22 protein-coding genes, 1 tRNA gene and 1 pseudogene are annotated in these 26,057 nt (G+C 58.7%); 11 read left to right on the top strand and 13 right to left on the bottom strand.

All coding sequences use genetic code 11. The annotated features are described in order from the left end of the window. Position 1 precedes the first annotated feature (1 nt). Both H6866_07565 and H6866_07570 read left to right on the top strand, forming a co-directional pair. Positions 2 to 220: a DUF2892 domain-containing protein gene (locus tag H6866_07565; GenBank protein ID USO07277.1), complete on the top strand. Its 219-nt coding sequence runs from the start codon at positions 2 to 4 to the stop codon at positions 218 to 220. Between the two features lie 641 nt (positions 221 to 861). Continuing rightward, positions 862 to 1,077 (top strand): hypothetical protein, encoded by a 216-nt coding sequence (locus tag H6866_07570; protein ID USO07278.1) that lies wholly within the window; start codon positions 862 to 864, stop codon positions 1,075 to 1,077. Positions 1,078 to 1,193: 116 nt separating this feature from the next. Here the strand turns inward: H6866_07570 and H6866_07575 are convergent, their stop codons facing one another. The 3 genes from H6866_07575 to H6866_07585 form a co-directional block, all read right to left on the bottom strand. Next, the gene (locus H6866_07575; GenBank protein ID USO08624.1) at positions 1,194 to 2,114 is read right to left on the bottom strand and encodes a DUF3644 domain-containing protein; all 921 of its coding nucleotides are present in this window, start codon (positions 2,112 to 2,114) and stop codon (positions 1,194 to 1,196) included. 615 nt (positions 2,115 to 2,729) lie between these two features. After that, positions 2,730 to 2,819: transfer RNA gene (locus H6866_07580), tRNA-Ser, on the bottom strand. Between the two features lie 69 nt (positions 2,820 to 2,888). After that, positions 2,889 to 4,142: a site-specific integrase gene (locus H6866_07585; protein ID USO07279.1), complete on the bottom strand. Its 1,254-nt coding sequence runs from the start codon at positions 4,140 to 4,142 to the stop codon at positions 2,889 to 2,891. Positions 4,143 to 4,492: 350 nt separating this feature from the next. Between H6866_07585 and H6866_07590 the strand changes: the two genes are divergently transcribed. Next, on the top strand, positions 4,493 to 5,650 hold the full coding sequence (locus tag H6866_07590) for a hypothetical protein (GenBank protein USO07280.1): 1,158 nt from the start codon (positions 4,493 to 4,495) through the stop codon (positions 5,648 to 5,650). On the opposite strand, the gene H6866_07595 is transcribed toward H6866_07590, so the two are convergent. From H6866_07595 to ubiE, 8 genes and pseudogenes are all read right to left on the bottom strand, one after another. Next, a complete protein-coding gene (locus H6866_07595; GenBank protein ID USO07281.1) occupies positions 5,647 to 6,180 on the bottom strand; it encodes a mismatch-specific DNA-glycosylase in 534 nt (177 codons plus the stop codon). The two genes, H6866_07590 and H6866_07595, sit on opposite strands and share 4 nt — an antisense overlap. Further along, a complete protein-coding gene (locus H6866_07600; GenBank protein ID USO07282.1) occupies positions 6,158 to 7,300 on the bottom strand; it encodes a M48 family metalloprotease in 1,143 nt (380 codons plus the stop codon). Before H6866_07600 ends, H6866_07595 begins: the two co-directional genes overlap by 23 nt. A 15-nt stretch (positions 7,301 to 7,315) precedes the next feature. After that, on the bottom strand, positions 7,316 to 8,713 hold the full coding sequence (gene rimO, locus H6866_07605; GenBank protein ID USO07283.1) for a 30S ribosomal protein S12 methylthiotransferase RimO: 1,398 nt from the start codon (positions 8,711 to 8,713) through the stop codon (positions 7,316 to 7,318). Between the two features lie 37 nt (positions 8,714 to 8,750). Next, positions 8,751 to 11,495 carry a DNA mismatch repair protein MutS gene (gene mutS / locus H6866_07610; GenBank protein USO07284.1) on the bottom strand — a complete coding sequence of 915 codons (2,745 nt, stop codon included), beginning with the start codon at positions 11,493 to 11,495 and terminating at the stop codon, positions 8,751 to 8,753. Between the two features lie 50 nt (positions 11,496 to 11,545). Then, entirely contained in the window at positions 11,546 to 12,001 is a 456-nt protein-coding gene (gene dut / locus H6866_07615) for a dUTP diphosphatase (GenBank protein USO07285.1), read from the bottom strand. Positions 12,002 to 12,015: 14 nt separating this feature from the next. After that, positions 12,016 to 13,231 (bottom strand): annotated as a pseudogene (gene coaBC, locus H6866_07620) (bifunctional phosphopantothenoylcysteine decarboxylase/phosphopantothenate--cysteine ligase CoaBC). A gap of 76 nt (positions 13,232 to 13,307) precedes the next feature. Continuing rightward, positions 13,308 to 14,213 carry a hypothetical protein gene (locus H6866_07625; protein ID USO07286.1) on the bottom strand — a complete coding sequence of 302 codons (906 nt, stop codon included), beginning with the start codon at positions 14,211 to 14,213 and terminating at the stop codon, positions 13,308 to 13,310. Positions 14,214 to 14,306: 93 nt separating this feature from the next. After that, positions 14,307 to 15,098 (bottom strand): bifunctional demethylmenaquinone methyltransferase/2-methoxy-6-polyprenyl-1,4-benzoquinol methylase UbiE, encoded by a 792-nt coding sequence (gene ubiE, locus H6866_07630; GenBank protein USO07287.1) that lies wholly within the window; start codon positions 15,096 to 15,098, stop codon positions 14,307 to 14,309. Between the two features lie 65 nt (positions 15,099 to 15,163). On the opposite strand from ubiE, the gene murJ reads away from it, so the two are divergent. The 5 genes from murJ (at position 15,164) to H6866_07655 (ending at position 20,249) form a co-directional block, all read left to right on the top strand. Then, on the top strand, positions 15,164 to 16,711 hold the full coding sequence (murJ, locus tag H6866_07635) for a murein biosynthesis integral membrane protein MurJ (GenBank protein USO07288.1): 1,548 nt from the start codon (positions 15,164 to 15,166) through the stop codon (positions 16,709 to 16,711). Positions 16,712 to 16,732: 21 nt separating this feature from the next. Continuing rightward, complete coding sequence (gene trpS, locus H6866_07640; GenBank protein USO07289.1) at positions 16,733 to 17,737, top strand: tryptophan--tRNA ligase; 1,005 nt, start codon at positions 16,733 to 16,735, stop codon at positions 17,735 to 17,737. Positions 17,738 to 17,816: 79 nt separating this feature from the next. Beyond that, positions 17,817 to 18,494 carry a hypothetical protein gene (locus H6866_07645; protein ID USO07290.1) on the top strand — a complete coding sequence of 226 codons (678 nt, stop codon included), beginning with the start codon at positions 17,817 to 17,819 and terminating at the stop codon, positions 18,492 to 18,494. Beyond that, the gene (locus H6866_07650) at positions 18,475 to 19,281 is read left to right on the top strand and encodes a laccase domain-containing protein (GenBank protein USO07291.1); all 807 of its coding nucleotides are present in this window, start codon (positions 18,475 to 18,477) and stop codon (positions 19,279 to 19,281) included. The genes H6866_07645 and H6866_07650 overlap by 20 nt, the downstream gene beginning before the upstream one ends. A gap of 32 nt (positions 19,282 to 19,313) precedes the next feature. Continuing rightward, a complete protein-coding gene (locus H6866_07655) occupies positions 19,314 to 20,249 on the top strand; it encodes a ribose-phosphate pyrophosphokinase (protein USO07292.1) in 936 nt (311 codons plus the stop codon). Between the two features lie 23 nt (positions 20,250 to 20,272). Here H6866_07655 and H6866_07660 read toward each other — a convergent pair whose 3' ends face one another. Beyond that, the gene (locus tag H6866_07660) at positions 20,273 to 22,291 is read right to left on the bottom strand and encodes a hypothetical protein (GenBank protein ID USO07293.1); all 2,019 of its coding nucleotides are present in this window, start codon (positions 22,289 to 22,291) and stop codon (positions 20,273 to 20,275) included. 283 nt (positions 22,292 to 22,574) lie between these two features. On the opposite strand from H6866_07660, the gene H6866_07665 reads away from it, so the two are divergent. The 3 genes from H6866_07665 to ychF are packed head-to-tail and all read left to right on the top strand — an operon-like array spanning position 22,575 to position 25,002. After that, the gene (locus tag H6866_07665) at positions 22,575 to 23,228 is read left to right on the top strand and encodes a 50S ribosomal protein L25/general stress protein Ctc (protein ID USO08625.1); all 654 of its coding nucleotides are present in this window, start codon (positions 22,575 to 22,577) and stop codon (positions 23,226 to 23,228) included. Between the two features lie 24 nt (positions 23,229 to 23,252). Further along, positions 23,253 to 23,900 (top strand): aminoacyl-tRNA hydrolase, encoded by a 648-nt coding sequence (locus H6866_07670; GenBank protein USO07294.1) that lies wholly within the window; start codon positions 23,253 to 23,255, stop codon positions 23,898 to 23,900. 1 nt (position 23,901) lies between these two features. Then, positions 23,902 to 25,002, top strand: a complete 1,101-nt coding sequence (gene ychF / locus H6866_07675; protein ID USO07295.1) for a redox-regulated ATPase YchF — start codon at positions 23,902 to 23,904, stop codon at positions 25,000 to 25,002. Here the strand turns inward: ychF and H6866_07680 are convergent, their stop codons facing one another. After that, positions 25,003 to 25,923, bottom strand: coding sequence for a hypothetical protein (locus tag H6866_07680; protein ID USO07296.1), 921 nt, complete (start codon positions 25,921 to 25,923; stop codon positions 25,003 to 25,005). Positions 25,924 to 26,057 lie beyond the last annotated feature (134 nt).

Here is a 26,057-nt window from a genome sequence, read left to right on the forward strand (position 1 = left end):
CATGGGCGCAAACAAAACCAATATCGACAAAGCGGTGCTCCGCTTCGCGGGCGTGATGACGCTGGCATCGGCGCTGCTTGCTTATATGTTCGGTCCCGGCTGGTTGTTGCTTACGGCCTTTGTCGGCCTCAACCTGTTTCAGGCGTCCTTCACGGGGTTTTGCCCGCTGGTCAAAATCCTTAAAAAACTCGGCCTCGCGCCCGGCGCGGCGTTTGAATAAGGCTTCTTTTGACGAATGCCAAGGCCGGCGGAATCCGCCGGCCTTTTTGTATCCGAGTGAAGAAAGTTTGCTGGAAAAAACCGAACCCGTCTTCGCTGCGGTAAGAATTCCAAAAATTAAAGGACGATAGGGATTGATCGATTGTATCAAAAATCCAGCGGATCATGCCCGATAGGGATTAGCGCTATATTTTTGCTGTAGCGCTATGATCGCTAAGGTTTTGTTTTCGTGCAATCCCGTTGGTGTTTAATCAGTAACCCGATTTTGCCTCGGTCAATATCTTCAATGAGTGTGACGATCGGCTCACTGCTCGGAGAGAAAATGGTCATTTTTGTTTTGCTCCCGCAGTTTTTCGCCTCGCCGTGATATGGCTTCTATGGCTGATTTTGTGACATTCTGCTGTGCCATTTAGGACAAAACGGCTCTTTCCGGCAACTGGGAATCGGCGGTGATCTCGGGGTAGTGGCGCATAGAAATCGCCGAACGCGCAGTGCGCATCATGCGATCAAGCTTCTTGGTGCCTCATGCTGATCGAAAAAACGGAGTAGTTCAGCGTGTATCCAACAACAACTGCTTGCATTAATACAGCATAGAAATTTCAATATATTCAATTTCTATTAGCTGGATAAAAGAGGGATTAAATGACTTCAAAAAAATTTGAATTCCCCGCGCGTGGGTTTTATATCGTTGCAGACAAGGTGGCTGAAGCTGATTATTTTCTTGAAGGGCTAAAGCACAAATCTTTTCATGACTATAATGAGTTTGGTTATCAATTTAGTGCTTTCGTATCGGCAGCCCGTAGTATTACCTATGCCTTGCAAGCTGTCATGAAGGAATATCCAAATTTTCAGGACTGATATAGTCAAGACGGGCAATGGCGGGCATTTCGGATATTATTTTGCAACGCTCTTAAAAGCCACCCTTTAATTAGAAACACGCTTACTAAAGGATAAAGCGTTTTCCTTTAATAAGGCTATTTTTTATTCCATACTTTTACCGCTCGAATTTTGGCAAGTTCATCAGGATTTTTAACTTGTGTAACTAAAAAATCCACCCACGCTTGAGAATATGTGTAATCCTTATGGGCTTTATGATAGATACAATATTTCTTATCTGTGTTTTGAGGCTGAGAACTCTTTTGAGTCGGACGTGCTTTGTAAAGCCTTAAAGCTTTCGTATGGTCATTCCTAGAAAAAGTAACTTTACTTTCCCTTGCTACAGTCGCCCAAACTTGAGCTGGCTTAAAAGGATAATCGTCATCAGCAAGAACGCGTTTTTCTAGAATGTTATGGATTTCTTTGCCTTCGGCTGAACCTGGCTTGACAAACTGAATATGGGCACCGCTTTTTGCAGAATTGTCGAGTGTGTATATAACCTTGAATTGGTACTCAATATCAGCTCGTTCTTCATCTGAAAGCCGAGCATCCAGTCGTGCATCCAATGCAGAAATATGATCTGGAACATCGTATTTCTGCAGAGTGGTAATTTGTTCAAAGTCTAATTTTGCAAACTGGAGCGCCAGAGATAGCTCATGCTGCAGTGATAGTCGCGCATCAAAAATTTCACATAGAGCCTTATCAAAATTCAGACAGCAAGCCTGAAACTTAGGGAAGAATTTCTTATCTGCCCTCATCAGGAGCTTATGTTCTACATCGTTTCTAATATCAATTAGGTCTTTTAGATTATTAATCATTCCCTTGCTTAAAGGGCAATCATGTCTTTCGATCATTTGGCTAAGCAATAAAGAACGGCCATCTTTGCCAACAACTGCAACACCCTTGCGATCGTAATACTCATGCAGAAGATACGTCCAAGCAATGTTTGCCAGGACTGAAAAAACTTCTGTTTTGAAATGTAGATTAGGACTGTTAAAGACTTGCACAGCGAGAATCATTGACTCGCGTGCCCTTATTAAGCGTTCATCCTCATAAAGATTGAGTCCTGTACGAGGATCATATGCTTCCCTTTTCTTGCGAAAGAACTCAACTGCTTCATCTGAAGCTGCTTTGATTTTATCGTCTGATTTTACTTCAGTAATACGAGCGCTATTAACCGTTGCTTTCCGTCCAATATTTAGCAACGCTTGGCCGCGCTGGCCGGGGGACGCCCGCTGTCCTCAAGGGAGTTTTTATGAGTATATGAGGCGACGCTGCTATACTTCTTTGAAACTATTCGAGTTAGATATTCGCAAACCTTGGTGTCGCGCGTAGATTCAATGTATTTCTTTTTGTTAGAGAAGAGTTTTCCGTAGCCTTTTTTCTCAAAAGCAGGAACGATTCGAGAAATGCCTATAAATTCAGTTCCGCGCACTGGTCGACGAGGCTCCTTACTGTTTCTAATATAGCGCATCCATCTTTCTTTTCCCTTCACAAGCATATCCGATTTATCGTCTGTATAGTCCCACTCGATGACGATGCCTTCTTCATGTTACCCTGTTTCAATCACTAGCTGATTGAAACACTAAGACAGAACACTATGAAAAAAAAGAGGAAAACGGTTTTTCAAACGCTGGCGGACAGGGTGAGATTCGAACTCACGAAGGGCGCGAACCCTTGCCGCTTTTCGAGAGCGGTGCCTTCAACCACTCGGCCACCTGTCCGCAGAACGCTTTTGAGGCGCTACTTATAATCGGGAAAAAGTCTTATTTCAAGGTGTTTTCACCTTAAGTTTATTCTTGTTTTTCAAGCCTTTTCTTAGGTTTTCGGACGTTAATGGCCGAGGCATCGAGGGTGTTTTTAAGATGGGCGGCATAGAATTTCTCGATCATCTCAACACTGGTACGGCAGTTTTTGGCGATTTGATAGATATCCGCCCCCTCCATGAGGCGCAGGCAGATATAGGTATGGCGAAGGCTGTAAGCCGTACGCACATTTCCGTCACGGTCGTTCTTCAGGTTCAAATCGCTCAGCACTTGGTTCATAAGGACAGGGCGGGTCTTGCCGAAAATCCGCTGGGTCGGTTGTCCGCCGTGGCGTTTCTGCATCCGCTGGAAGGGCAGGATAGCACCTGTCATGCTTTTGCAGTATCCAACGCCGCGTTTGCCGCGCACTTCGATTTCTAAAAGGCGTTCGCCTGAGTCTTGGTCTGTCACGACCGTGACATCCCTGTATTCAAGCCGTGCGGCCTCGTCAGGCCGCAGCCCTGTATTGGCCATGAAGAGAACGTAGTCATGGAAGTCTTCCCATACGCTACGATCTCTTTCACGGGGCGGGTTCTTGGCTCGCTCGCGTGTGGCGTTATAAAGAGCTTTGTATTCTTCAGGTGAAAACCAAGCGCGGTGCTTTACCTTGCCTGAAGTTTTATAAGGCGCGGCTATGTCTGGTACTTGCGGTATCCAGCCATATCGATGCGCCGTTTTAAGAACAAGCCGAAGGGTAACGGTTTCGTGGTGCAAAGTGCTGCGGGATGGCTTGCGGCCCTTATAGCCATCCGTTTGGCGTTTCACGCGGTATTCCTGCACCAGCCCCGCGTTGATGGTTGATACAGGCATATCGCCAAAGAAAGACATCAGGTGTGTTTTGATGCGTCTTTCGTGATCCTTGGCCCACGCTTCGTTGCGTTGGCCTTGGGTGATAACCCGATATTCACCCATGAATTTTTCGGCAGCTTCACGGAACGTGGGGCCAGTTTCTTTTTTGGGTTTGGCTGAAGCCATTGGAGCCGCATGGTCATGCGGCGCATATCTGTTTGATTTACGCATGAGAAGGGCGAGGCGATCATCTATCCGTTGGCTTCGAGCATCCACATACATGCTCATGTACCATTGCGTGGCGACATCCTTTGCCAGCGCAAGACTCTCCTCCCGCGTTGAGACACGGTGATTGCGTCCGTTCATGTATGTGGAGCACTGCCAATAGCGGCTGTTGTCGCGTTTATAGACATGGACACGACCGTCCATGAAAGAATGCGTCTGGATGTTCATCACATACCTCCACAATTTGAAACTGTGTAAGACATGTGTAAGTATAATATGTAAAAGTTAAGATATTTAACTTGTTGGTTTTGTTTGTATTTTTTAGTTAAATATATATGGAAATCAGCTTTCGAGACCGGTGCATTCAACCACTCTGCCACCCCTCCATCTCGGAAGGCATAGGACTACCGGGAAAGCGTTTTAACGTCAATTACGGCATGTCTGTTTCGCACAAAAATAATAGAATCAGCACGATAGATGTGTTTTGATACTGGCGGAGCGCATATATAATCCCCGAATGGCATGCGGGAAAGCCGCGTGCGCACAAAAAGCAACGAATAGAGAATAAGGAAAATACAGTGACCGGCCGTACGAAATGGACCTCAAGATTTTTCATCCTAACGGCTTTGACGGTTGTCTTGGCTGCAACAGCTTTCAGCCAAAGCGCCGACTCTAGGCCGGGAACCATGATCGCGGGAACATCCCAGCATATTTCAATGCTTCTGTCAGATGGTCGGGTACTGGTAACGGGTGGCGATCGTGGCAATGGCGGCGACGATACTGTTCAGGTATACGATCCGAAAACCAACATCTGGTCGCTGGTTGGCCATTTGCCGACACCTGTCTTCGTGCACGCTGCGCAGGAATTGAAGGATGGGCGCATCTATGTCGCCGGCGGCTTTAATCGCGACAAGAAATTTCTAGACGAGGCTTGGATTTTCGATCTGGAGCAGCACCAAGCCGTCGCAGCGCCCCGATTGACCGAGGCGCGCGATAACGAACGTTTTGCCATGCTGCGCGATGGTCGGATTTTTATGCTGGGCGGGGACAGCAACGAAAATGGCTACATCAAAACCAGCGAATATTTTGACCCTGTTGCCATGAAAAATACCCGCGGGCCTGATTTTCCGATCGGGCGCTCCATGGGAACGGCGACGCGCCTGAACGACGGCACTGTTTTGGTTGTGGGCGGGATCGCCACCGAGGATGGAAAACTGCAATATCTCGATGCCGCCTATGTAATGGATCCAGAAACCAATACGCTGCAAGCCGTGGGGCGCCTTGCAACGGCGCGCAAACAGGATACGGCGACGCTTTTGAAGAACGGGAAAGTACTTGTGATCGGCGGTGTTAAGGATGACATGCCGCTGAAAACGATAGAAGTTTACGATCCGGAAACGCGCAAATTTACACCTGGCGGCGAATTGCTGACCGCGCGCTATGGCCATACGGCAACCCTGCTGGATTCCGGTAAGGTGCTGGTGACCGGCGGCATGGGACGGGATGATGCCGGCAACGCGGTGTTCGAGTCTGCCGCCGAACTTTATGACCCCAAGACAGGTAAAACCGAAGCCTTGCCGCCCATGCATTTTCCTCGCGTGCTGCATTCGGCGGTAAAAATGCAAAACGGCAATGTTTTGATGATCGGTGGATACTATCGCGATCCTCAAACGGGGACATATGTCTATCCGGACAAAACCGAAATCTTTTCGGCTGGGGATATGACTTTCCGTTAACCGCTCCGCTTTTTGATCATTCGTCCAAGATCGCGCCACGGCCCTGCGTCCCAAAAGCGTATGGCGGCGGGCGAGGGCGAGGGTAGGACCCATATGCGGGTTTCGCCCAAGGTTTCCGGCTGCACCCCATAGGGTCTTGAACCTTTCAGGAAGGCGGTCCCGCCGGTCTTGCTGGTGAACGCCAGAATGCGCGGGCGGTAACGCGCGATGCGCGCGCGCAAATCGTCGATCGCCGCCGCTCCCAGCGCGCCGCGCGCAAGTTCGTAATCCATGCCGTGGTCGAACTTGGCAATGTCGGTCAGGCCGATGCCGAATGTAATCAGCCGTGCGTAATCGGCGGGCGCAAGCAATTCCGGCGTAAAACCGGCCTCGTACAGGATGCGCCAGAATTTGTTTTGCGGATGCGCGTAATACGCCCGCCGCGCCGCCGAGATATGGCCGGGCGCGGTGCCGCAGAACACGACGTCAAGTCCAGAAGCAAGGAGGTCCGGAAGGACCGGCGCCGGATCAGTGATTGAGGTCGGAATCATCCGGCTCCTCGTCCGCATCGGCATCGCTTTCCCACGGCCAGAACGGTTTGCCATAGGCGAAGCCGTGCATGAGTTCCGGCATCAACGGCACGCCATGCCGCATCTTATCGCGGATTTCCGCGTCCGTGCGCGTCATGACCACGAAACGTTTTGGCGTATCGGGATGGGTGCGCAATTCACCCACGGGCAGCGATACGGAATCAAGCCCGTTTTCCGCCGCCATGCGTCGCCAGAACGGGGCGATCGCACCCGTGTCGCCGCCCGCGCGCGCCAGCAGATAGGCGCCCACGTAATCGGCCTCGATCTCGAAACTTTCCGAATAGGCCTGGGTATAGGCGTCAAGCATGGCCGCCACCGTGCCGTTCCAGTCCAGCACGCCCAAAAGCCCCGTAACCGCGCCGCCGATGATCTCGATCCCCGCGCGGTTGAGGGTCTGTTTCGGGATGTGCTGCATGACGATATGCGCCAATTCGTGCCCGATGACGGCGGCAAGTTCGCGGTCGTTGGCGAAATCCATCATGCCCTGCGTCACGAAAATCCGCTCGCCATCAGTATAGGCGTTGATCTCGCGCGCACCCGCGACATATACAAGCCGGTAGGCGCAAGTCGGGATAAAGGAAATACGTGCGTCGTATGCGACGCCGTCGCGCAGAAACCCGAAACCCATCGTCCTTGCGTCGTGCTTGCGGCGCAGCCGCGCCCGAACTTCGGCGGCGTTGCGCACCGGGCGGCCGTCGATGGCGGCCAGTACGTCGCCCGTCCGCACGCCCACGCGGTCCGCCGGTCCGCCGGCGAAAACCGCAAGCACCCGTGCGTCGCGGTTAAGATGCACACGCGCCATCGCCACGTCCTGCAACGCGCGCGGCATGTCGAAATCGCTTACGACCTCGAAACCTGGAACGCTGCGCCGCCTTGGGCAAAGCGAAGCGTTGGCGGTCAAAAGCGGTGCGCCGATCTCAAGCAGCCGCCGCTGCGCCGCGACGGTGCGGACCAGAATGTCGCCGCGCTCCTGCCGCGTTTCGGCCTTTAGACTGCTATACGATGCGCGCGGCGGGTCGGTGACCGTCGTGCACGCGGCCACAAAAAACGCAACAAAAAGAAACGCTAAACGCAAACCCATGCGCGATTGTCCCCTTCAATCCGCAATCACCCCGTACAAATCGTATTCATCGGCATCCTCGATCAGCACCGGTACGATGTCGCCCGCCTTTACGCCGCGCGGCACGTCGCGCAGATAAACCGCGCCGTCGATTTCCGGTGCGTCGCCTGGGCTGCGGGCGTTCGCGCCGCCTTCGCCGTCGACATCGTCGATGATGCACGGCAATGTCCGCCCGATCTTGGCGGCCAGCCGCGCGGTGGAAATTTTCTGCTGCACGGCCATCAGTCGCGCCCAGCGTTCGTCCTTGACCGCCTGCGGCACCTCGGGCAGGTTCAGCGTTTCCGAAACCGCGCCCTCTACTGGCTCGTATTTGAAGCAGCCGACGCGGTCAAGCTGCCCCTCTTGAATCCAGTCGAGCAGGAACTGGAAGTCCTCCTCCGTCTCGCCGGGGAAGCCCACGATGAACGACGAACGAATGGTCAAATCGGGGCAGGTCTTGCGCCACGCCTTGATACGCTCAAGCGTCTTCGCCTGCATTGCCGGGCGCTTCATGTTTTTAAGCACATTCGGCGCCGCGTGTTGAAACGGAATGTCGAGATAAGGAAGGATCTTGCCCTCGGCCATCAGATCGATCACCGCGTCGACATGCGGATACGGATACACGTAATGCAGCCGCACCCATACGCCAAGCGTGCCCAGCGCGGTGGCCAGATCGACGAATTTCGCGCGGATTTTCTGGCCCTTCCATGCGCTTTCGGCATAATCGATATCGATGCCATAAGCGGACGTATCTTGCGAGATGACCAGCAGTTCTTTTACCCCCGCTTTGGCCAGGTTTTCGGCCTCGATCATCACATGCGCGGCGGGGCGGGAAACAAGATCGCCACGCAGATGCGGAATGATGCAGAACGTGCAGCGGTTGTTGCAGCCTTCCGAGATTTTCAGATACGCATAATGCCGTGGCGTCAGCTTCAACCCGGCGGGCGGCACGAGATCAAGGAACGGCTCGTGCACCGGTGCGGCCACCTCATGCACCGCCGCGACCACGCTTTCATATTGATGCGGGCCGGTAATCGCATGCACCTTGGGGTGCATGGCGCGGATTTTTTCAGGTTCGGCGCCCATGCAGCCGGTGACGATGACCTTGCCGTTGGCGGCGATCGCTTCGCCGATGGCGTCCAGCGACTCTTTTTGCGCGCTTTCAAGAAACCCGCAGGTATTGACGATGACTGCGTCCGCGCCTTCGTAACTGGCGGAAAGCGCATACCCCTCCGCGCGCAATTTGGTGATGATGCGTTCGGAATCGACCAAAGCCTTGGGACAGCCAAGCGACACCACGCCGATCTTGGGCGCGGCCTTGGTCAAGGTCTTTACGCTTTGCGTCTTTTTGCCTTTTTCGGGCTTTTTTGTCTTGGCTTTTGGCTTGGCGTTCATCGCGCTGCTTGTACCAGAGGGGCGGCCGGAAGACAAATTATGCCTGCCCTTTGCCGTAAAGCGTGCGTAGGGCGTAAAGTGCCTCCAGTGCCTCGCGCGGGGAAAGCGCGTCGGGATCCACGCTTTCGATAAAGTTGCGCAGCTCCGGCGTAATGGTGGGGGTGGATTTCTCCACCACGTTCTGGAACAGCGGTAAATTATCGATCAATGCAGCCAGCTTGCCCGATTGTTCGCTTTTCTGCAGTTGGTCGAGTATGTCCTGCGCCCGTGCGATCACCGGGGCGGGCAGACCGGCAAGCCGCGCGACGTGGATGCCGTAGGATTCGTCTGCCGCACCCGGCACGACCTCGTGCAAAAAGACGATATCGCCTTTCCATTCGCGCACTCTCATCGCATGGCACGACAAATGGGAAAGCCGCTGCGTCAACGCGGTCAATTCGTGGTAATGCGTCGCGAACAGGCCGCGGCACGCGCTAATGTCGTGCAGGTATTCAAGACATGCCCAGGCAATGGAAAGCCCGTCGAACGTCGCGGTCCCGCGCCCGATTTCGTCAAGGATGACCAGCGAGCGCGCGGTGGCCTGATTTAAAATCGCCGCCGCCTCCACCATCTCCACCATGAAGGTGGACCGCCCGCGCGCAAGGTCGTCGGACGCGCCCACGCGCGAAAAGATACGGTCCACCGCGCCGATATGCGCGGCGGCGGCGGGCACGAACGACCCCGCCTGCGCCAGAATGGCGATCAACGCGTTCTGGCGCAGAAAGGTTGATTTCCCGGCCATGTTCGGCCCCGTCAGCAGCCACAGCCGCGTATCCGGCGAAAGATCGCAGTCATTGGGCACGAAGGCGGTATCGCCCGGCGCCTGTTCGGCCACTGCCCGCTCGACGACCGGATGCCGCCCGCGCGTGATCTGGAACGCGGTGCTTTCATCCACTTGTGGCCGTGTGTAGTTGCGCGCCGCCGCCAGCGCCGCAAATCCCGCCGCGACGTCGATGCGCGCAAGCCCGTGCGCGAACCGCGCCAGCGTTTCGCCCGCCGCCATCGCCATGCCGCGCAATTCCTCGAAAATCTCAAGCTCCAGCGCGATCGATTTGTCGGCGGCGGACAGGATTTTTGATTCCAACTCCGAAAGTTCCGGCGTCGAAAACCGCACCGCGTTCGCCAGTGTCTGGCGGTGGACGAACGGATTGTCCGATGCCGTGTCGTTGGCGGGCCGCCCATGCACCATCAGCGCGTCGGCGTGCCGTGCCGGAACTTCGATGAAATAGCCCAGCATGTTGTTATACGTGACCTTCAGCGCCGATATGCCGGTGCGTTGCGCGTAATCGGCCTGAAGCGCGGCGATGGTCTTTTTGGAATCGTCGCGCAGCGTACGCAGGGAATCAAGCCCCTGATGATGTCCGCGCCGGATGAATCCGCCTTCACGCGCGGTGAACGGCAAATCGTCGTCCAGTGCGCGCGCAAGCGTGTCGTGTAGCGCGTGGATGCCGCTATCCGCCGCCAGCATGTCGGACAACCCGTCCAGCGTGCTGTCGGACGCGCGCTCGATCAAACAGGCGCGCACCGATGCGGCGGCGGCGACGCCGTCGCGGATCATCGCAAGGTCGCGCGGCGTGCCGCGCGACAGCGCAAGGCGGGAAAGCGCGCGTTCGATGTCCGGCATCGCGCGCAGATGCGCGCGCAGATCCTCGCGCGTGCGCGTATCCGACAAAAGCGCGGCGATCTGGTCAAGGCGGGTATTGATTTCCGCGACATCGCGCGAAGGCGCGGCAATGCGTTCGGCCAGCAATCGCGCGCCGGGGCCGGTCAACGTCATGTCGACGCATGCCAGCAAACTGCCCGCGCGCTCTCCTGCAAGCGTACGCGTGAGTTCCAGATTGCGCCGCGTCGCGGCGTCGATTTCGACCACAGAATCCATAGGCACGCGCGCGGGCGCGTTCAGGCGCGGCGCTGCGCCCTTTTGCGTACGGAAGATATAATCGACAAGACTGCCTGCCGCGGTAATTTCGCCCACGGTGAACGCGCCGAACGCATCCAGCGTGCCGACCAGGAACATGGATTTAAGCCGCGCCTCGGCATTGCCCGCGTCGAACAGCGATGCGGGCTGGACGCTCAACGCCGCGCCCGCTTCGGCCAGCGTGTCCGAAAGCGCCGCGTGCTGGGCAAGGCGCTCGGACACCAGAACCTCGCGCGCGCCCAGACGCTCCAAGGCGGCGGGCAGGGCGGCAGGGTCCAGCGCCTGCGTATGGAACGCGCCGGTCGACATGTCGATCCACGCAAGGCCAAGCAAAGGCGGCGTTCCCGCCACACAGGCCAGATAATTCGCCGCGCGGGAATCGAGCAATGCCTCCTCGGTCAGCGTGCCGGGGGTGATGATGCGGATCACGTCGCGCGCGACCAGCGCCTTGTACCCGCCGCGCGCCTTGGCCTGTTCCGGGGTTTCCGTCTGTTCGCAGATCGCAACGCGGTGCCCCGCGCGGATCAGTCGCGAAAGATAGGATTCATGGCTGTGCACCGGCACGCCGCACATCGGAATATCCGCGCCCTGATGCTTGCCGCGCTTGGTCAGTGCGATGTCCAGCGTTTTGGAGGCGATTTCCGCGTCCTCGAAAAACAGCTCGTAAAAATCGCCCATACGGTAAAACAACAGGCAACCCGGATGCGCGGCCTTGACCGACATATACTGCGCCATCATCGGCGTCATGCCGGATGTATCGACGACCGTATCGGTAGACGTATCGGGCGATGCCGTGTCCGTATTCTGTTGCGCTTTGCGGGTCATGTCTTTTTATAGGAAATCCATCCCCGCCTGTCACCCGTATCTACGCGGTTTTAAGCCGCTTTCGTGCCGGTGCTGCCAAACCCGCCCGCGCCGCGCGCGGTGTTCTCAAGGCTCTCGACCGCGTCCCACTGCACCTGTTCGTAACGCGCGATGACCATTTGCGCGACGCGCATCCCGCGTTCGATGGTAAAGGGCTGGTCGCCCAGATTGATCAAGATGGCCTTGATCTCGCCCCGGTAATCGGCATCGATTGTCCCCGGCGCGTTAAGGACCGTCACGCCGTTTTTCGCGGCCAGGCCGGAACGCGGGCGCACCTGCGCCTCGAACCCCGCCGGCAACGCGATGCAGATGCCGGTGGGCACCAGTGCCCGCGCGCCCGGTGCAAGGGTCATTGGTGCGTCGATCGCTGCGACAAGGTCCATGCCCGCCGCCTGTTCGGTGGCATAAGCCGGCAGGGCCAGATCGGCGGCATGGGTCAGGCGGGTGACGGGAATGGTGCAGGTCATCTCTATCTCCTCTTTCAGGCGACTTTTGGTTTAAGCAGACGTGCGAGCGTGGCGACGATTTCCATCGCGGCCTGTTGCTTGTCCAGCACGCCCCAGTCTTCGTTTTTCGTGGCGGTCACCATGGTCAGGTGCGTATCGTCCTGTCCGAACACTGCGCCGCCCGCGACCGAGTTCGCAAAAATCACATCGGCGCGTTTTTTTTCAAGCTTGCCTTGCGCATAGGCGATGACGTTTTCGGTTTCCGCGGCGAAACCGGCGACGATCGCGGGGCGTTGCGTGGCATGGTGGCCCAGCGTTTTAAGGATATCCGGGTTTTCGACCAGGGTGATGGTCATCGTATTGTCGCCCGCGCGCTTCTTGATTTTATGATCGACGATATCGCTGGGGCGAAAATCCGCGACCGCCGCGGCGCACACGGCGATGTCGGCGGGCAGGGCGGATTCGGCCGCCGCCAGCATGTCGCGCGCGCTGATCACGCGCACCACGGTGATGTTGCCGTGCACGGGGTCGGGGATCGCGACCGGACCGGTGATCAACGTCACCCGCGCGCCCGCGCGGGCGAACGCCTCGGCGATGGCATGCCCCTGCTTGCCGGAGGATTCGTTGGAGATATAGCGCACCGGGTCGATATGCTCGCGCGTTGGCCCCGACGTCACGATCGCATGGATGCCTTTCAGGTCAGGCAGTTCGGGCGAAAATGTCATCAATAGCCTCCAGCAATGTTTCGGGTTCGCTCATCCGTCCTGTCCCGGTTTCGCCGCACGCGGCCGCGCCGTCATCAGGTCCACAAAGATATATGCCGCGTTTACGCAATGTTTCGACATTCGCCTGCACCGCCGGATGCACCCACATCGCGGGGTTCATCGCGGGCGCGGCCAAAACGGGCTTGTCCGTGGCCAAAAGCACGGTGGTGGCAAGATCGTCGGCATGGCCGCCCGCCATTTTGGCCAGCATGTCGGCGCTGGCCGGGACCACGGCCACAAGGTCGCAATCGCGCGCCAGTCGGATATGCCCCATTTCCGCCTCGTCGGTCAGGGACCACAGATCCTCGTAAACCTTCTCGCCCGACAGCGCGCCAAGCGAAAGCGCGGTAACGAAATGTGCCCCGCCCCGCGTCAGGATGCAGCGCACGCGCATGCCGCGCTGGCGGATCAGGCGGATCAGCTCAAGCGCTTTATAGGCGGCGATGCCGCCGGAAACGATTAAAAGGATGCTGCGCGTTTCGGACATAGCACAAGATATAGACCGGAACACGCGCGCGGCGAAAGCCGCAAAACCGGCCAGAACAAAGAAATACGCGAGGGAATTATTGTGTCGGCTCTCCGGCACCCGCCGCGGGCTGTGTGCTCGGCAGCGGTGCGGCGGGCGGCATCGCCGCGGGTCCGGCGTCCAGCGCGGGCTGCGCCGGTTCCATCGGCTGGGCCGGAATGATCGTGGAATCCGGCAGCATTTCTGGTGTGACGCTGCCGGTGCCTGATGCGGTGGCGCTGCCCTCGCTGGCTTCGTTGGCGGTCGCGGGCGTCGTCCCGGAACTTGCGGCGGCTTTGGCGGCTTCGGCCTTGGTGCAGGCGTCGATCATCTCGGCCGTCGGGCCTTCGTCGCCCATGGTGTTGGCAGCGGCGTTGGCGGCGCCCTTCATGATCGAATCGCAATTGATCTTACTGACGTCGATGGGGGTGTCGGTTCCCGCGGCCGGGGCCATGCCTGCCATGCCCTCCGGCGATGCGGCATCGCCGAACGCAGCGACCGAGGGGGAACTGTCGAACGAACTGGCGCGCGGTGTCGCGTCCGATGTCGGACCGTAATAGGGCGGCGGGGCCTGCAGCGTATCCTCGTCGAAACCGGCGGCCGGTTCGATCGCGGCGGGGCTTGTGCCGTCGACCGGCGGTGGAACCTGAAGCGAATCGCTGCTCATTGCCGTCGTCGTGTCGGCGGGTTTGCCGGACGCGGATTGTTGCGCCGTATCGGCGCCGAACCAGCTACGGATCGAATGCAACGCCTGTGCGAAGGCCGATTGCTCGCCTGCTGGTTGCCCATTCATCGGCACAGGGGTCGCGGTCGATCCGGCAAGGGCGGCGGTGGTCGCCGCCTCGGCAGCCGTGTGTTCGGAAGCCGCGGCGCTGGTCCGCGTCACCGATACGGCGTCATCTGCGAAGGCGACAGGAACAAGCGCGATCAATGCCGCGCCGACAAGCAGGGAAGATCGGATCATGGGACAGGGCCTTTCTTGGTATTTTCTATAAGTTCAGGTTTAAGCCGATGCAGCCGATTATGCAACTATTTCCTGCAACGGATTGATCCGTATTTATTTTCGTGCCTCATGCACCGCGACCAGACCGAAGGACAGCGGCGTCACCCGCGCCCCGCGGAAACCCGCGAGTTTAAGGCGGCGCGCCAGATCGCCCCGGCGCGGGAATTTGCGGATCGATTCGATCAGGTATTGGTAGGAATCGGAATCGTTCGCGACCATCTTGCCCAGACGCGGAATGACCTTTTCCGAGTACAGCCCGTACATCCGGTTGATCGCCGGGTTGTCGACATGGCTGAATTCAAGGCAGAAAAAGCGCCCGCCGGGTTTAAGAACGCGGCACGCCTCTTTCAGGGCGGTGTCGATATGCGTGACGTTGCGCAAGCCGAAAGCGACGGTATAGACGTCGAAGCTGTTGTCGGGAAAGGGCAGCTTTTCGGCGTTTCCTTCCACCCAGTCGAGATTGTGCAGGATGCCGCGATCGAGCGCGCGCGCCTCCCCCACCTTAAGCATCGAGGAATTGATGTCGCACACCGTGATCGGCGCCTCGCCCTCGGTGGCGTCGTGCAGGCGGAAGGCGATATCGCCCGTGCCCCCAGCGACGTCAAGGAACCTCCATTCGCGGCGTGGACGGATCATCCGGATCAGCCGGTCCTTCCACAAACGGTGAACCCCGCCCGACATCAGGTCGTTCATGATGTCGTATTTGCGGGCGACGGAATGAAAGACGTCCAGAACCAGACCGGTTTTCTCGGTTGGCCTGACGCGTTTGACGCCAAACCATCCGCTTTCCGGATTTTCCTGCGAAAACTGATAGGGTGCCGTTGACGTGGTGCTATGAATGCTCATGATGCTTGGACGTCACTCTGGCACCAAATTCGCAACGAATCGAGAGGCGTTTTGGAGTTTTTCACATGCGTTTGATCAAGGCCATGTTCACCGTCGGGGCATTGACTCTGGTCAGCCGCGTGGCGGGCTTCGCGCGCGACCTGCTGACCGCGCGCATCCTTGGCGCGGGGCCGGTGGCGGACGCGTTTTTCGTTGCGCTCAAACTGCCCAATTTTTTCCGCCGCGTGACGGCCGAGGGCGCGTTTTCCGTTTCCTTCGTCCCGCTTTACAGCCACGTCACCCAAAAAGAGGGCGAAAAGGCGGCTGCCGATTTCGCCCGCAACGCGATGGGCGTGATGGTCGCGATTCTGCTGCCCTTCACCCTGATCTGCATCGTCGCGATGCCGCTGATCATGTGGCTGCTTGCCCCCGGCTTCGGCGAAGGCACGACACGCTACGACCTTGCGGTGATGTTTTCGCGCATTACCTTTCCCTATCTTCTGTTCATGTCGTTGACCGCGCTGGTCGGCGGGGTACTGAATGCCTATGACCGTTTCGCGCCTTTCGCCGCCGCGCCGATCTTTTTCAATCTGACGCTGATCGCGGCGTTGATGGTTTCGCCGTGGACGTTTCCAAGTGCCGGGCACGCTTTGTCGTGGGGCGTGCTGATCGCGGGCGTCATTCAACTGGCATGGGTATGGTCGCGCGCACGGCGCATGGGCCTGGTCCTCGTGCCCAAAAAACCGGTGCTGGATGCGCATATCCGCCGCCTGTTCAAACTGATGCTGCCCGGCGTGATCGGCGCGGGCGTGGTGCAGATCAATTTATTCGCCGACGTCGTCATCGGCTCTTTCCTGCCCGCCGGTGCGATCAGCCATCTGTATTACGCGGACCGTTTGAATCAGCTTCCGCTCGGCACCGTCGGTATCGCGGTCGGCACCGCGCTTTTGCCCATGCTTTCGCGCGCGGTCGCTGCCGAAAACCACGACGAAACCCAGCGCCTGTTCAATCGCGGGCTTGAAATCTGTCTGCTGCTGGCTTTGCCCGCCGCCCTCGCGCTCGGCGTCGCGGCGCATCCGATTATCTTCTCGCTGTTCCGGCAGGGCGCGTTTACCGCAGGCGATGCCGCCGCCACCGCGCGCGTGTTGATGGGCTATTCGCTCGGCCTGCCCGCCTATGTGATGGGCAAGGTGCTGGCGACCGCCTGTTACGCCCGGCAGGATACGCGCACGCCCGTGATCGTCGCCGCGATCTCGGTAGGTTTTAACATCGTGCTGGCGCTGATCCTGATCTTTGCCTTCGATATGGGGGTGGCGGGCATTGCGACCGCCACCGGTCTGGCGGGGTGGGTCCAAATCGTGCTGATCTGGCGCGTTCTCGACAAACGCCGCCATTTACATTTCGATGCGCGTTTCCGCCATGTCGCGCCGCGCGTGGTCGTGGCCTCTTTACTGATGGCGCTGGCTGTGTTTGTCTTGGGCCATGTCCTGCACGACGATTTCGATTCGGATGGCCTTGCCCGCGCCCTTGCCCTCGCGGGCCTCGTGGGCGGTGGCGGCATCGTCTATCTGGCGGTGATCTTTTTAAGCCGCGCGATGACCGTGGCCGATCTCAAATCCTATTTCCGCAAATAACCGCAACAGACTGTATAGGCAATGAAAGACCGTATTTTTTCGGGCATGCAGCCCACCAACAAGCTGCACCTGGGCAATTATCTGGGCGCGCTCAAAAACTGGGTGAAGCTCCAGAACGAAGACATTGAATGTATTTACTGCGTGGTCGATCTGCATGCCGTGACCATGCCTTACGACCCCGCCGCGCTGGCCCAGGCCACGCGCGAAATCGCCGCCGCCTACATCGCGGCCGGGATTGATACAAAAAAATCGATCCTTTTTCCGCAAAGCGCGGTCAGCGCGCACGCCCAGCTCAACTGGCTGCTTTCGACCATGACCCAGGTCGGCAAGCTCGACCGCATGACCCAGTTTAAGGACAAGGGCGGTGACAACCGGGAAAAGGTCGGGCTGGGCCTTTACGCCTATCCGGTACTGATGGCGGCGGATATTCTGGCCTATCGCGCGACCCATGTGCCCGTGGGCGACGACCAGTCCCAGCATCTGGAACTGACGCGCGAGATCGCCCGTACCTTCAACCACCGCTATAAGACCGAGTTTTTCCCGGAGCCGAAGACCGTGCTGGTCAAGGACGCGACCCGTGTCATGTCGCTGACCGACGGGACAAAGAAAATGTCCAAATCCGACCCCTCGGACAACAGCCGCATCAACCTGACCGATGACGCCGACGCGATTGCGAAGAAAATCCGCAAGGCCAAAAGCGACGCCCTGCCGTTTCCCGCAAATCCGGGCGAGGAAAAGGACAGGCCCGAGGTGCAAAACCTGATCACCCTGTATACCGCCCTGTCCGGTGAAACCCGTCAGGCGGTGATGGACCGTTTCGGCGGCGGCGGCTTCGCGCCGTTCAAGGAATCCTTCGCCGATGTCGCGGTCGCGGCCCTCGCGCCGGTCGCGACGCGGATGAACGGGCTTTTGGCCGACCCGGCGGAAATCGACCGGATTTTGAAAAACGGGGCCGAAAGGGCAGACGCCATCGCCGCGCCGATCCTGGACGAGGCTTTCCGTGTCATGGGCTTCTGGCGCGCGTAAGCTTGCCCGATCGCCCGATACTATTTAGAATCAGGGAAGGAAATTGCGCTTTTTCCCGTTGCGCTATAAACATAACAATATGAAACACCGGACCCTGATTCTTCTTTCGGCCTTGACGGCCTTGACCTTCATCCTGCCTGCGCGCGCCGCGCGGGCACAGGCCTATGTCTGGCAGGACCCGGTCTACGGCATCAAGGTAACCTATCCCGACGACTGGATGCGTCAGGCGCAACTGGACGACAATATGCGCCTGTTCGTGCTGGCGCCGCAGGGCATGGACCATGCGTCCTGCCGCCTGTATGCCAGCCATGACGGGCGTTTCATGGACGCGCCCGCCTATGCCCAGTCGGCGGTCAGCGCATCCGTTTTCAATGCCGCCCGCATCCGTCAGGAAATGTATGATCGTCCAGACGCAAGCGCGGTGCGCGTTCTGGCCATGAATCCGAACAACGCGCTGGGTTCTGGCGCGGCGGTGCTGGCCGATATCAGCTTCGTCAAGAATTGGGCCGGCGGCGCCTATCCGATGACCGCGCGCATGATGGCGACGCAGTTCCACGGCACGCCCATCGTCATGACCTGCGAAACGCTGGCCAGCGCGTGGGGCCGCTGGCAACCGGTGATGCGCAACATCTTCGCGGACGTGCGTTTCCCGCCCGCCTTCACCCCGCAACCTTTCGGCCTTTACCGGCCGTTTACCGAAGACGGTATGGTTTACCTGCCGCTCAACCGCAGAAGCGATGCTTACACGGCGGATTGACGAACATCCGGATTCTCCGCCCTGCGCCGTATCCGGGCTGTTCAACGGGCTTGGCGTCGTGCATGGATTCTTCGGTCGCCGCGGCGGGGTCAGCCGCGATGGTTTTGAAAGCCTGAACGCCGGCTGGACGCAGGGCGACAACCCGGTCAACATTAGTGACAACCGCGCCCTGATCGCCCGCGCGATGGGGCTGGAACCCGACCGGCTTTATTCTCTCAAACAGGTGCACGGTAACCGCTGCTGGACTGTGAACGGCGGACGCTGGGCGCTCGACGACCGGCCGGAGGGCGATGCCATGGTCACCGCCACGCCGGGTGTAGGGCTGGGGGCTCTGAGTGCGGATTGCGCCCCGGTGCTGTTTGCCGCCCCCGGTGTGATCGGCGCTGCCCATGCGGGCCGGGTGGGTGCGCTCAAGGGCGTGCTGGAATCGACCATTGTGGCGATGCAGGATCTGGGTGCGGACCGCGCGGACATCAGGGCCGTCATCGGCCCGTGCATCGGCCCCGAAAGCTATGAACTCGGCGCGGGCGAGCAGGATGCCTTTCTGGCCGAGGACCCGGCCTCGGCGGATTATTTCCACGCATCCGGAAAGCCCGGTCATGTGATGTTCGACCTGCCCGGCTACTGCGCCTTTCGCTTGCGCCGCGCGCGCATAGGCCACATCGAATGGATCGGACACGATACGCTTGCCGCGGAAGACATGTATTTCTCCCACCGCCGCTCCACCTTGCGCCAAGAGAAGGATCGCGGCCTGCAACTTTCGGTGATCGCACTGAAACAAGCTTGATTTGACCGCCTGCGCGGTTATGATGCCCCCGCATGAAGCTGATCTGCTGTAATTCCAACCGGCCTTTGGGCGAGGATATCTCCAGATATCTCGGTTGCCCGCTTTCGCAGGCAAGCATCCGGCGGTTTTCAGATATGGAAGTGTTCGTCGAATTGCAGGAAAACATCCGTGGCGAGGATGTGTTTGTCATTCAGTCGACCTCCTATCCTGCCAACGACAATCTGATGGAGTTGTTGGTCACGATCGACGCGTGCCGCCGCGGTTCGGCCCGCCGCATCACCGCCGTTCTGCCGTATTTCGGCTATGCCCGTCAGGACCGCAAGACCGGCCCGCGCACACCGATTTCGGCGAAACTGGTCGCCAACCTGATTACCGAGGCCGGGGCCGACCGTGTCCTGACCATGGAGCTTCATGCTGGCCAGATTCAGGGCTTTTTCGACATCCCGCTCGATAATCTGATTATCTCGCCGGTTTTCCTGCCCAAGATGGAAAAATGCGCCCCCAGCGCCGACGGGCTGGTTATCGTCTCGCCCGACGTGGGTGGCGTGGTGCGCGCGCGCGCCTTCGCGAAAAAACTCGGCTGCGACCTTGCGATCATTGACAAGCGCCGCCCGCAGGCCGGTGTTTCCGAAGTGATGAACGTGATCGGAGAGGTCGAGGGCAAGAACTGCATTCTAGTCGATGACATCGTCGATTCCGCGGGTACGCTGTGCAACGCCGCCGTGGCGTTGAAGGCGCGCGGCGCCAACGATATTTACGCCTATGTCGTCCACGGCGTTCTTTCCGGTGGTGCGGTCGCCCGCATATCGGCCAGTCCGATCAAAAAACTGGTGATTGCCGATACCATCTCCGCGACGGAAAGCGTACGCATCGCCGATTGCATCGAACAGGTTTCGGTTGCCAGCCTGATCGGCGAAGCGATCCGCCGCATCGCCGACGAAAAGTCGATCTCCGACCTTTTTAAATAGAAAATTTAAATTACCGCGACCGGTTATGCCGCCAACAGGACGACTTCTGCCCGTCCTTCGCTTAACGCGCGTCCGATGTCGCGGCGTTTGGCGGCGCTCGCGCTGCGTCCTGCTGCAAGGCGTTGCGCCGATTGCGTTTCGGTTTGCGCGACCACATCGCCGAAGGTGCCGGTAACCAGCTTGCCGTCACGCGTGTCGTACATCGCGGCATGTCCCTCGATCGCCTTCAGGCACGCGCCAACATGCGCGGTGGCATTGCGTTTTTTGGCACGCAGCACTGTGCGCATCCCCTCCAGCATCCCGCCATACAGCGCATTGCGCGCATGCGCAGGAAGGAATCCTGCGGTAGCGCCGGCCAGTTCCGGACGCAGCAGCGCGGACAACGGGTGTTTATCGCGTGCATCGCCTTGCAGGGTAACCATCCGGCGGCCCAGTGCCGCCCATGGATCGTCGTCGCTCAACAGCGATTTAAGCTCGCGCGCCATGTCCGGGCGCAAGGCACCGAATTCCAGCGCCGCGCCGTCGGCTTTGCCTGCCGCCAGTCCGGCATAGATCGCAAGCAGGGCCTGAGCGTCATGGGAATTTCCATTTCCGGCGTTCAGCGTAAAATCCGAAATCATCTGTGCGCACATCATCGTCCTGTGCGCTTCGCAATAATCCGCGATATGCGCGGCCATCATGTGCGCATGCGCATGTGCGGTGTTTTCTGTGGTTTCAAGTGCGGGCGCGACGGCCAGCGCGTTGAACGTATCGGTCACCAGCGAACGCAGCGGCAGTTTGCTGAACAAAACCGCGCGTATCGCGCATGTGTCGAGTTTTTCTTCGTCTTTGCGCGCCGCGACGGCATCCAGATTGATCGTATTTCCGCTGGCGGCATCGCGAAATGTAATGGCCGGGCCAAGCGCTTCCAGCCCCCGGCGGACGATCGCTGTCTGGGTGGCCTTGTCCGGGGATCCGGCGATGGCTTTCGTAAGCCGCGCCTGCACGCCGTTAAGGAATGCCGTTTGTGCCGCCGGGGAAAGCGCCTGCGCGGTATTCGCCGCGTCCGTGCTGCCGATCATGCGGGCCAGCGGTTCGTTGCCCTTCGCGATCGCCGCCCCCAACGCGCCCCATGGGTTCGGTGCCTGCATCAGGTTCAAAAGCGCGGCTCTGGCCTTTCCTGCTACATCGTGGGAAGAATCGGTTTGCGACGGTTTCGCCAGCTTCGCGCCTGCGGCAAGTGCTCTGGTCGTGCCGTCGAATATGCCCAGGACGACCGTGCCATATTCGCGGCGCGGCGGCAGTGCCGCCAACAGGCGTTGCGGCAGGGACGATGGCATGGCGCTTTTGCGCATTTCCTGCGCGACATGGCGCGCCAGAAGCCCGGGGTGGATATAGCGCAGTTCGCGGCGCTCCAGCCGCGAAGTCATACGCAGGTCGCCGATCAGCGGCGCGCAGAACGTGCCGATCCGCGCGACCGGCCAACCCGCGTAAAGCGACATATCGTGATGCGCCGCCTGTATCAGACGTTCGATCGCCAGCGCGTAACCGCGCTCGAAAGACAGGTTTTTTCCGCGCATGAACAATGTGTAATCGGCGCGGGTGCGTTCGCGTAAATTTGTACCGTCGCCAGCGCGCAACAGGCCGCGATATCCTGCGAACAACCGTTGTGCCAGTTCGTCATTGCGCGCGTCCGGTTTGGCCTTGGGCAAAACGACGGACCACAGATCGTTTTGTGTCAGATAGCGGTGCAACGCGGCGCGGTTGATGTCAATCTGCGCATCGATGTCATGTTCGGCCAGCCGATCGTCCAGCGCGCGCAGCAGGTTGCCATGGCCTGATTCAAGCCAAAGCGCGCCGGGCACGGACATAAGGGTCGCGCTAAAGTCAGGGGATGCAGCCTTGCCGCGCAGCGCGCGGGCGATGCGCGCCGGAACGGATACCTGCGTCCCGGCCGCCATGACGCCACGTCCGAAAAAGCGCAGCGGCACGCCGATGGTCGAATCCAGAATCCGGGCCAGCAGGCGTTCCAACGGTGGTCGCGTGGTAGTGATATAAGCCATAATCATCCAAAAATTTTACATAAAATAAACAAAGACTTTGGATTTGTCCAGTAATTTTCGTACCTGTCGCCTGCGCGGCAAATGGCAGTGATGCACGGGTTTGTGGCTAAAATGGGCGCAACCTTGCCGGGGTGCGGCGTTTTTTCGTGCGCGGTAGCAGGAAATCCTTGAAAACAGGGGCATTTTGCGGGTAAAACCCACCCCATCACACCGGACACCCCTGGAGGTCCGGTCAACCATATTACGCATAAAGGAACGTCAAATGGCGAATTCGCATATCCAAATGACGGCCGACAAACGCGAGGGGTCAGGCAAGGGGACCGCCCGCGCTGTTCGCCGTACGAACCGCATTCCCGCCGTCATCTATGGCGGCAACAAGGAACCCGTGCTGATCAGCATGGATGAAAAACCGCTGACCTATGAATATCACAGGGGTCACCTGTTCACCGTGCTGTGCGACCTGTCCGTCGCCGGCGAAAAGCATCTGGTCATCGCGCGCGACCTGCAACGCGACCCGGTTTCCGACCGTATCATCCACGCCGATTTTCTGCGCGTGACCGAACGCACGGTCATCAGCGTGGACGTGCCAGTCCACTTCGAAGGCCAGGCCGAAAACGCCGCCATCAAGGCCGGCGCGACCCTGACCGTGGTCAACCACGAAATCCCGTTGATGTGCCCGGCCAACGCGATCCCGGAATCCATCACCATCGATATCGGCGACGAGCCCGTGGGCCATTCCTTCAAACTGGCGGACATCAAACTGCCGCAGGGCGCGAAGCCCGGCGTCAACGACGCCGCTTCGTTCACCGTCGCCACCATTTCCGCGCCGCGTGTCGAGGAAGTGATCGCGGCCGAGGCGCCGACGGCGGGTGAGGTCCCGGCGACCAATGTCGCTCCGGACGAAGCCAAGGACGCCAAGAAGGACGAGAAAAAGTAATCGCTTCCCGTCTGGAAGGATTCCATGTTTAAAAAATTGCGCGCCGCCCTGGGGAGTGAACCATCCCGCTCCACAAAACAGGGCGGCGCATCGCTTTTATGGCTGATCGTGGGGTTGGGCAATCCGGGTCGCGAATATGCCGACAACCGCCACAATATCGGATTCATGGTCGCCGACCGTCTGGCGCGTGATTACGAATTTGCGCCATGGCGTGCAAAATTTTCCGCTGAACTCGCGGAAGGCGAAATCATGGGCAACCGTGCCCTGCTGCTCAAGCCCCAGACTTATATGAACTGTTCGGGGCAAGCCGTGGCGCAGACCGCTCGGTTTTACAAGATTCCGGCTTCCCGCATCGTCGTGCTGCACGACGAACTCGATCTGCCGTTGGGCCGCGTACGCACCAAAACAGGCGGCGGGGCGGCGGGGCATAACGGGCTAAAATCCATAGACGCCGATTTCGGCGATAAAAATTACCATCGCGTGCGCATCGGCATCGGTCATCCCGGCGAAAAGGCGCGGGTGTCGGGTCATGTGCTCTCCGATTTTTCCGCCGCCGAACGTCACGGTGTCGATCTGTTGGTCGCAGGCGTTGCGCGGCATTTCGACCTGCTGCTCGCCGGGCGCGAAAATGATTTCATGACCAAGATATCCGAAGAAACGAAAGGGGCCTGAAATGGGCTTTAACTGTGGCATCGTCGGCCTGCCCAATGTCGGCAAATCCACCCTGTTCAACGCGCTGACCGCAACTGCCGCGGCGCAGGCCGCGAATTTCCCGTTCTGCACCATCGAACCCAATGTCGGCCGTGTCGCGGTTCCGGACACGCGGCTTGATATGCTTGCCGGGCTTGGCGGCAGCCAGAAGACCGTGCCAAGCCAGCTTGAATTCGTCGACATCGCGGGGCTGGTGAAAGGCGCGAGTCAGGGGCAGGGGCTGGGTAATCAGTTTCTTGCCAATATCCGTGAAACCGATGCGATCCTGCACGTCCTGCGCTGTTTCGAGGACGCGGACATCGTCCATGTCGAAGGTTCGACCGATCCGATCCGCGATGCCGACACCATTGAAACCGAATTGATGCTGGCCGATTTGGAAAGCATCGAAAAACAGATCGGCAACACGGCTAAAAAGGCAAAGGGTGGCGACCGCGCCGCCGCCGACATGATGGCGGTGATGGAGCCGGTGAAAAAGGCGCTGGAGGAAGGGCGCCCCGCCCGGACGGTCAAACTGGACGACACGCAAAAACCGTTGCTGCGCCAACTGCACCTGATCACGGCCAAGCCGCAATTATACGTGTGCAACGTCAAGGAATCCGACGCTGCCACGGGCAACGAATGGACCCGGAAGGTCGAGGCGCGCGCACAGGCCGAAGGCACGAAGGCGGTCGTGATCTGCGCCCAGATCGAATCCGAAATCGCCCAGATGACAGACCCGGCGGAAAAGAAAGAATTTCTGGACAGTATGGGCCTGGCCGAGGCGGGCTTGGACAAAATCATCCGCGCGGGGCATGCAATGCTGGGGCTTCAGACCTATTTCACCGTGGGCCCGAAAGAGGCCCGGGCCTGGACCGTGCGCGTCGGCGCGAAGGCGCCGGAGGCCGCGGGCGTGATCCATTCCGATTTCGAACGCGGATTCATCAAGGCCGAGGTCATTGCCTTCGCCGACTACGTCGCCTGCAAGGGCGAAACGGGCGCGAAGGAATCCGGAAAAATGCGTCAGGAAGGCAAGGACTACGTCGTCCACGACGGCGACGTCATGCTGTTCCGGTTTAACGTCTGATCAAACGGTGGGCTTTGATGCAGGGGGTGCCTCCCCCAGACGCGAACGCACACTGGGCATGATGGCGGTGATGGCGGCCGCCGCAGCTTGTGCTTCGGGCGTCGTTCCATTCGCAATTCTATAAAGTTTCGTTAGCGCGGCGACCACATCCCCCTGAAGCTTGGCGATACGTGCATCGGCAGCGGCGGGCGTGGCGGCACTGCCGGCATCGGAAAAGGCTGCGGCGCACGGGTTATCCGGAAACGAGATTCTGATGGCATTGGCTTGGGCGGTTCGCATGTCCGGGGGACAAAAAAGAACGATTGAATCTTTGATCGGTTCGGCTTGCATGAATTCATTGAATATTTCACCCGCGACCGTCACCAGTTCAGATTTATAAGTCGCGGGGTTGAATCCTTTCGCAGGAAAATCCAGCACGCGCAAATTGCTGAAATTATGTGGTGCGGGCATACTGGTATCCAGTCTGCCCGATGTAGGCGGATAAAGCGGCATCCCCTGGATCGTATCCCGATGGGAAAGAATGATATCCGCGCAGGCTTGATCCATGCCTTCCGGCGGTAATCGTAAGCCGCCATTTTGAATGAATTTTGCTTCAAACGAAACGGCCATGGAATCGATCAACCTTGCAAGGCTGGCGCCATCCGTGGTCATGCCGGCGGGCAGGGTCACCGAAAGGTGCGTGGGCGGGCCTTGACGCGTATCGCCGCGGGCTGAAAGCGGAAAAAAGAAACTTGATGCAAATATGCTTTTGTCGCGCTGTTGGATGGCGAAGGATCGCAGTCCGTCATGAACCCGGGGGGCGCCTTGAATGTTTCCGCCGCCATTCTTGACCAGCCAGTCATATGCCATTTGGCCGGGCTGTAGCGTGCCCTGCTCGATGTCCAGATAATATCCCGTCGAACCAAGCGCGCCGTTTTTCAAACCGTCGCCAAAAAATGAAATATAAATCTGGGTCATGAAAATTCCTTTTTAACATAATGCGTAAAAACTGGGCGCAGGTCAATTTTTCCGGAAGGCCATGACCAGAAAATAGCTCCAGATTTTGCTGTGGACCG

Source organism: Rhodospirillales bacterium (assembly GCA_023898805.1).
Lineage (GTDB): Bacteria > Pseudomonadota > Alphaproteobacteria > Micavibrionales > UBA1664 > UBA6145.

What these genes read in the sequence shown, in the direction of transcription:
- H6866_07585 (USO07279.1), bottom strand. Translation starts at nt 4,142, where the DNA reads ATGAACATCCAGACGCATTCTTTCATGGACGGTCGTGTCCATGTCTAT.
- H6866_07650 (USO07291.1), top strand. Translation starts at nt 18,475, where the DNA reads ATGCTTACACGGCGGATTGACGAACATCCGGATTCTCCGCCCTGCGCC.
- H6866_07670 (USO07294.1), top strand. Translation starts at nt 23,253, where the DNA reads ATGTTTAAAAAATTGCGCGCCGCCCTGGGGAGTGAACCATCCCGCTCC.
- trpS (USO07289.1), top strand. Translation starts at nt 16,733, where the DNA reads ATGAAAGACCGTATTTTTTCGGGCATGCAGCCCACCAACAAGCTGCAC.
- H6866_07600 (USO07282.1), bottom strand. Translation starts at nt 7,300, where the DNA reads ATGGGTTTGCGTTTAGCGTTTCTTTTTGTTGCGTTTTTTGTGGCCGCG.
- H6866_07575 (USO08624.1), bottom strand. Translation starts at nt 2,114, where the DNA reads ATGATTCTCGCTGTGCAAGTCTTTAACAGTCCTAATCTACATTTCAAA.
- H6866_07625 (USO07286.1), bottom strand. Translation starts at nt 14,213, where the DNA reads ATGATCCGATCTTCCCTGCTTGTCGGCGCGGCATTGATCGCGCTTGTT.
- H6866_07570 (USO07278.1), top strand. Translation starts at nt 862, where the DNA reads ATGACTTCAAAAAAATTTGAATTCCCCGCGCGTGGGTTTTATATCGTT.
- H6866_07645 (USO07290.1), top strand. Translation starts at nt 17,817, where the DNA reads ATGAAACACCGGACCCTGATTCTTCTTTCGGCCTTGACGGCCTTGACC.
- H6866_07655 (USO07292.1), top strand. Translation starts at nt 19,314, where the DNA reads ATGAAGCTGATCTGCTGTAATTCCAACCGGCCTTTGGGCGAGGATATC.
- murJ (USO07288.1), top strand. Translation starts at nt 15,164, where the DNA reads ATGCGTTTGATCAAGGCCATGTTCACCGTCGGGGCATTGACTCTGGTC.
- H6866_07665 (USO08625.1), top strand. Translation starts at nt 22,575, where the DNA reads ATGACGGCCGACAAACGCGAGGGGTCAGGCAAGGGGACCGCCCGCGCT.
- rimO (USO07283.1), bottom strand. Translation starts at nt 8,713, where the DNA reads ATGAACGCCAAGCCAAAAGCCAAGACAAAAAAGCCCGAAAAAGGCAAA.
- mutS (USO07284.1), bottom strand. Translation starts at nt 11,495, where the DNA reads ATGACCCGCAAAGCGCAACAGAATACGGACACGGCATCGCCCGATACG.
- H6866_07595 (USO07281.1), bottom strand. Translation starts at nt 6,180, where the DNA reads ATGATTCCGACCTCAATCACTGATCCGGCGCCGGTCCTTCCGGACCTC.
- H6866_07565 (USO07277.1), top strand. Translation starts at nt 2, where the DNA reads ATGGGCGCAAACAAAACCAATATCGACAAAGCGGTGCTCCGCTTCGCG.
- ychF (USO07295.1), top strand. Translation starts at nt 23,902, where the DNA reads ATGGGCTTTAACTGTGGCATCGTCGGCCTGCCCAATGTCGGCAAATCC.
- ubiE (USO07287.1), bottom strand. Translation starts at nt 15,098, where the DNA reads ATGAGCATTCATAGCACCACGTCAACGGCACCCTATCAGTTTTCGCAG.
- dut (USO07285.1), bottom strand. Translation starts at nt 12,001, where the DNA reads ATGACCTGCACCATTCCCGTCACCCGCCTGACCCATGCCGCCGATCTG.
- H6866_07660 (USO07293.1), bottom strand. Translation starts at nt 22,291, where the DNA reads ATGGCTTATATCACTACCACGCGACCACCGTTGGAACGCCTGCTGGCC.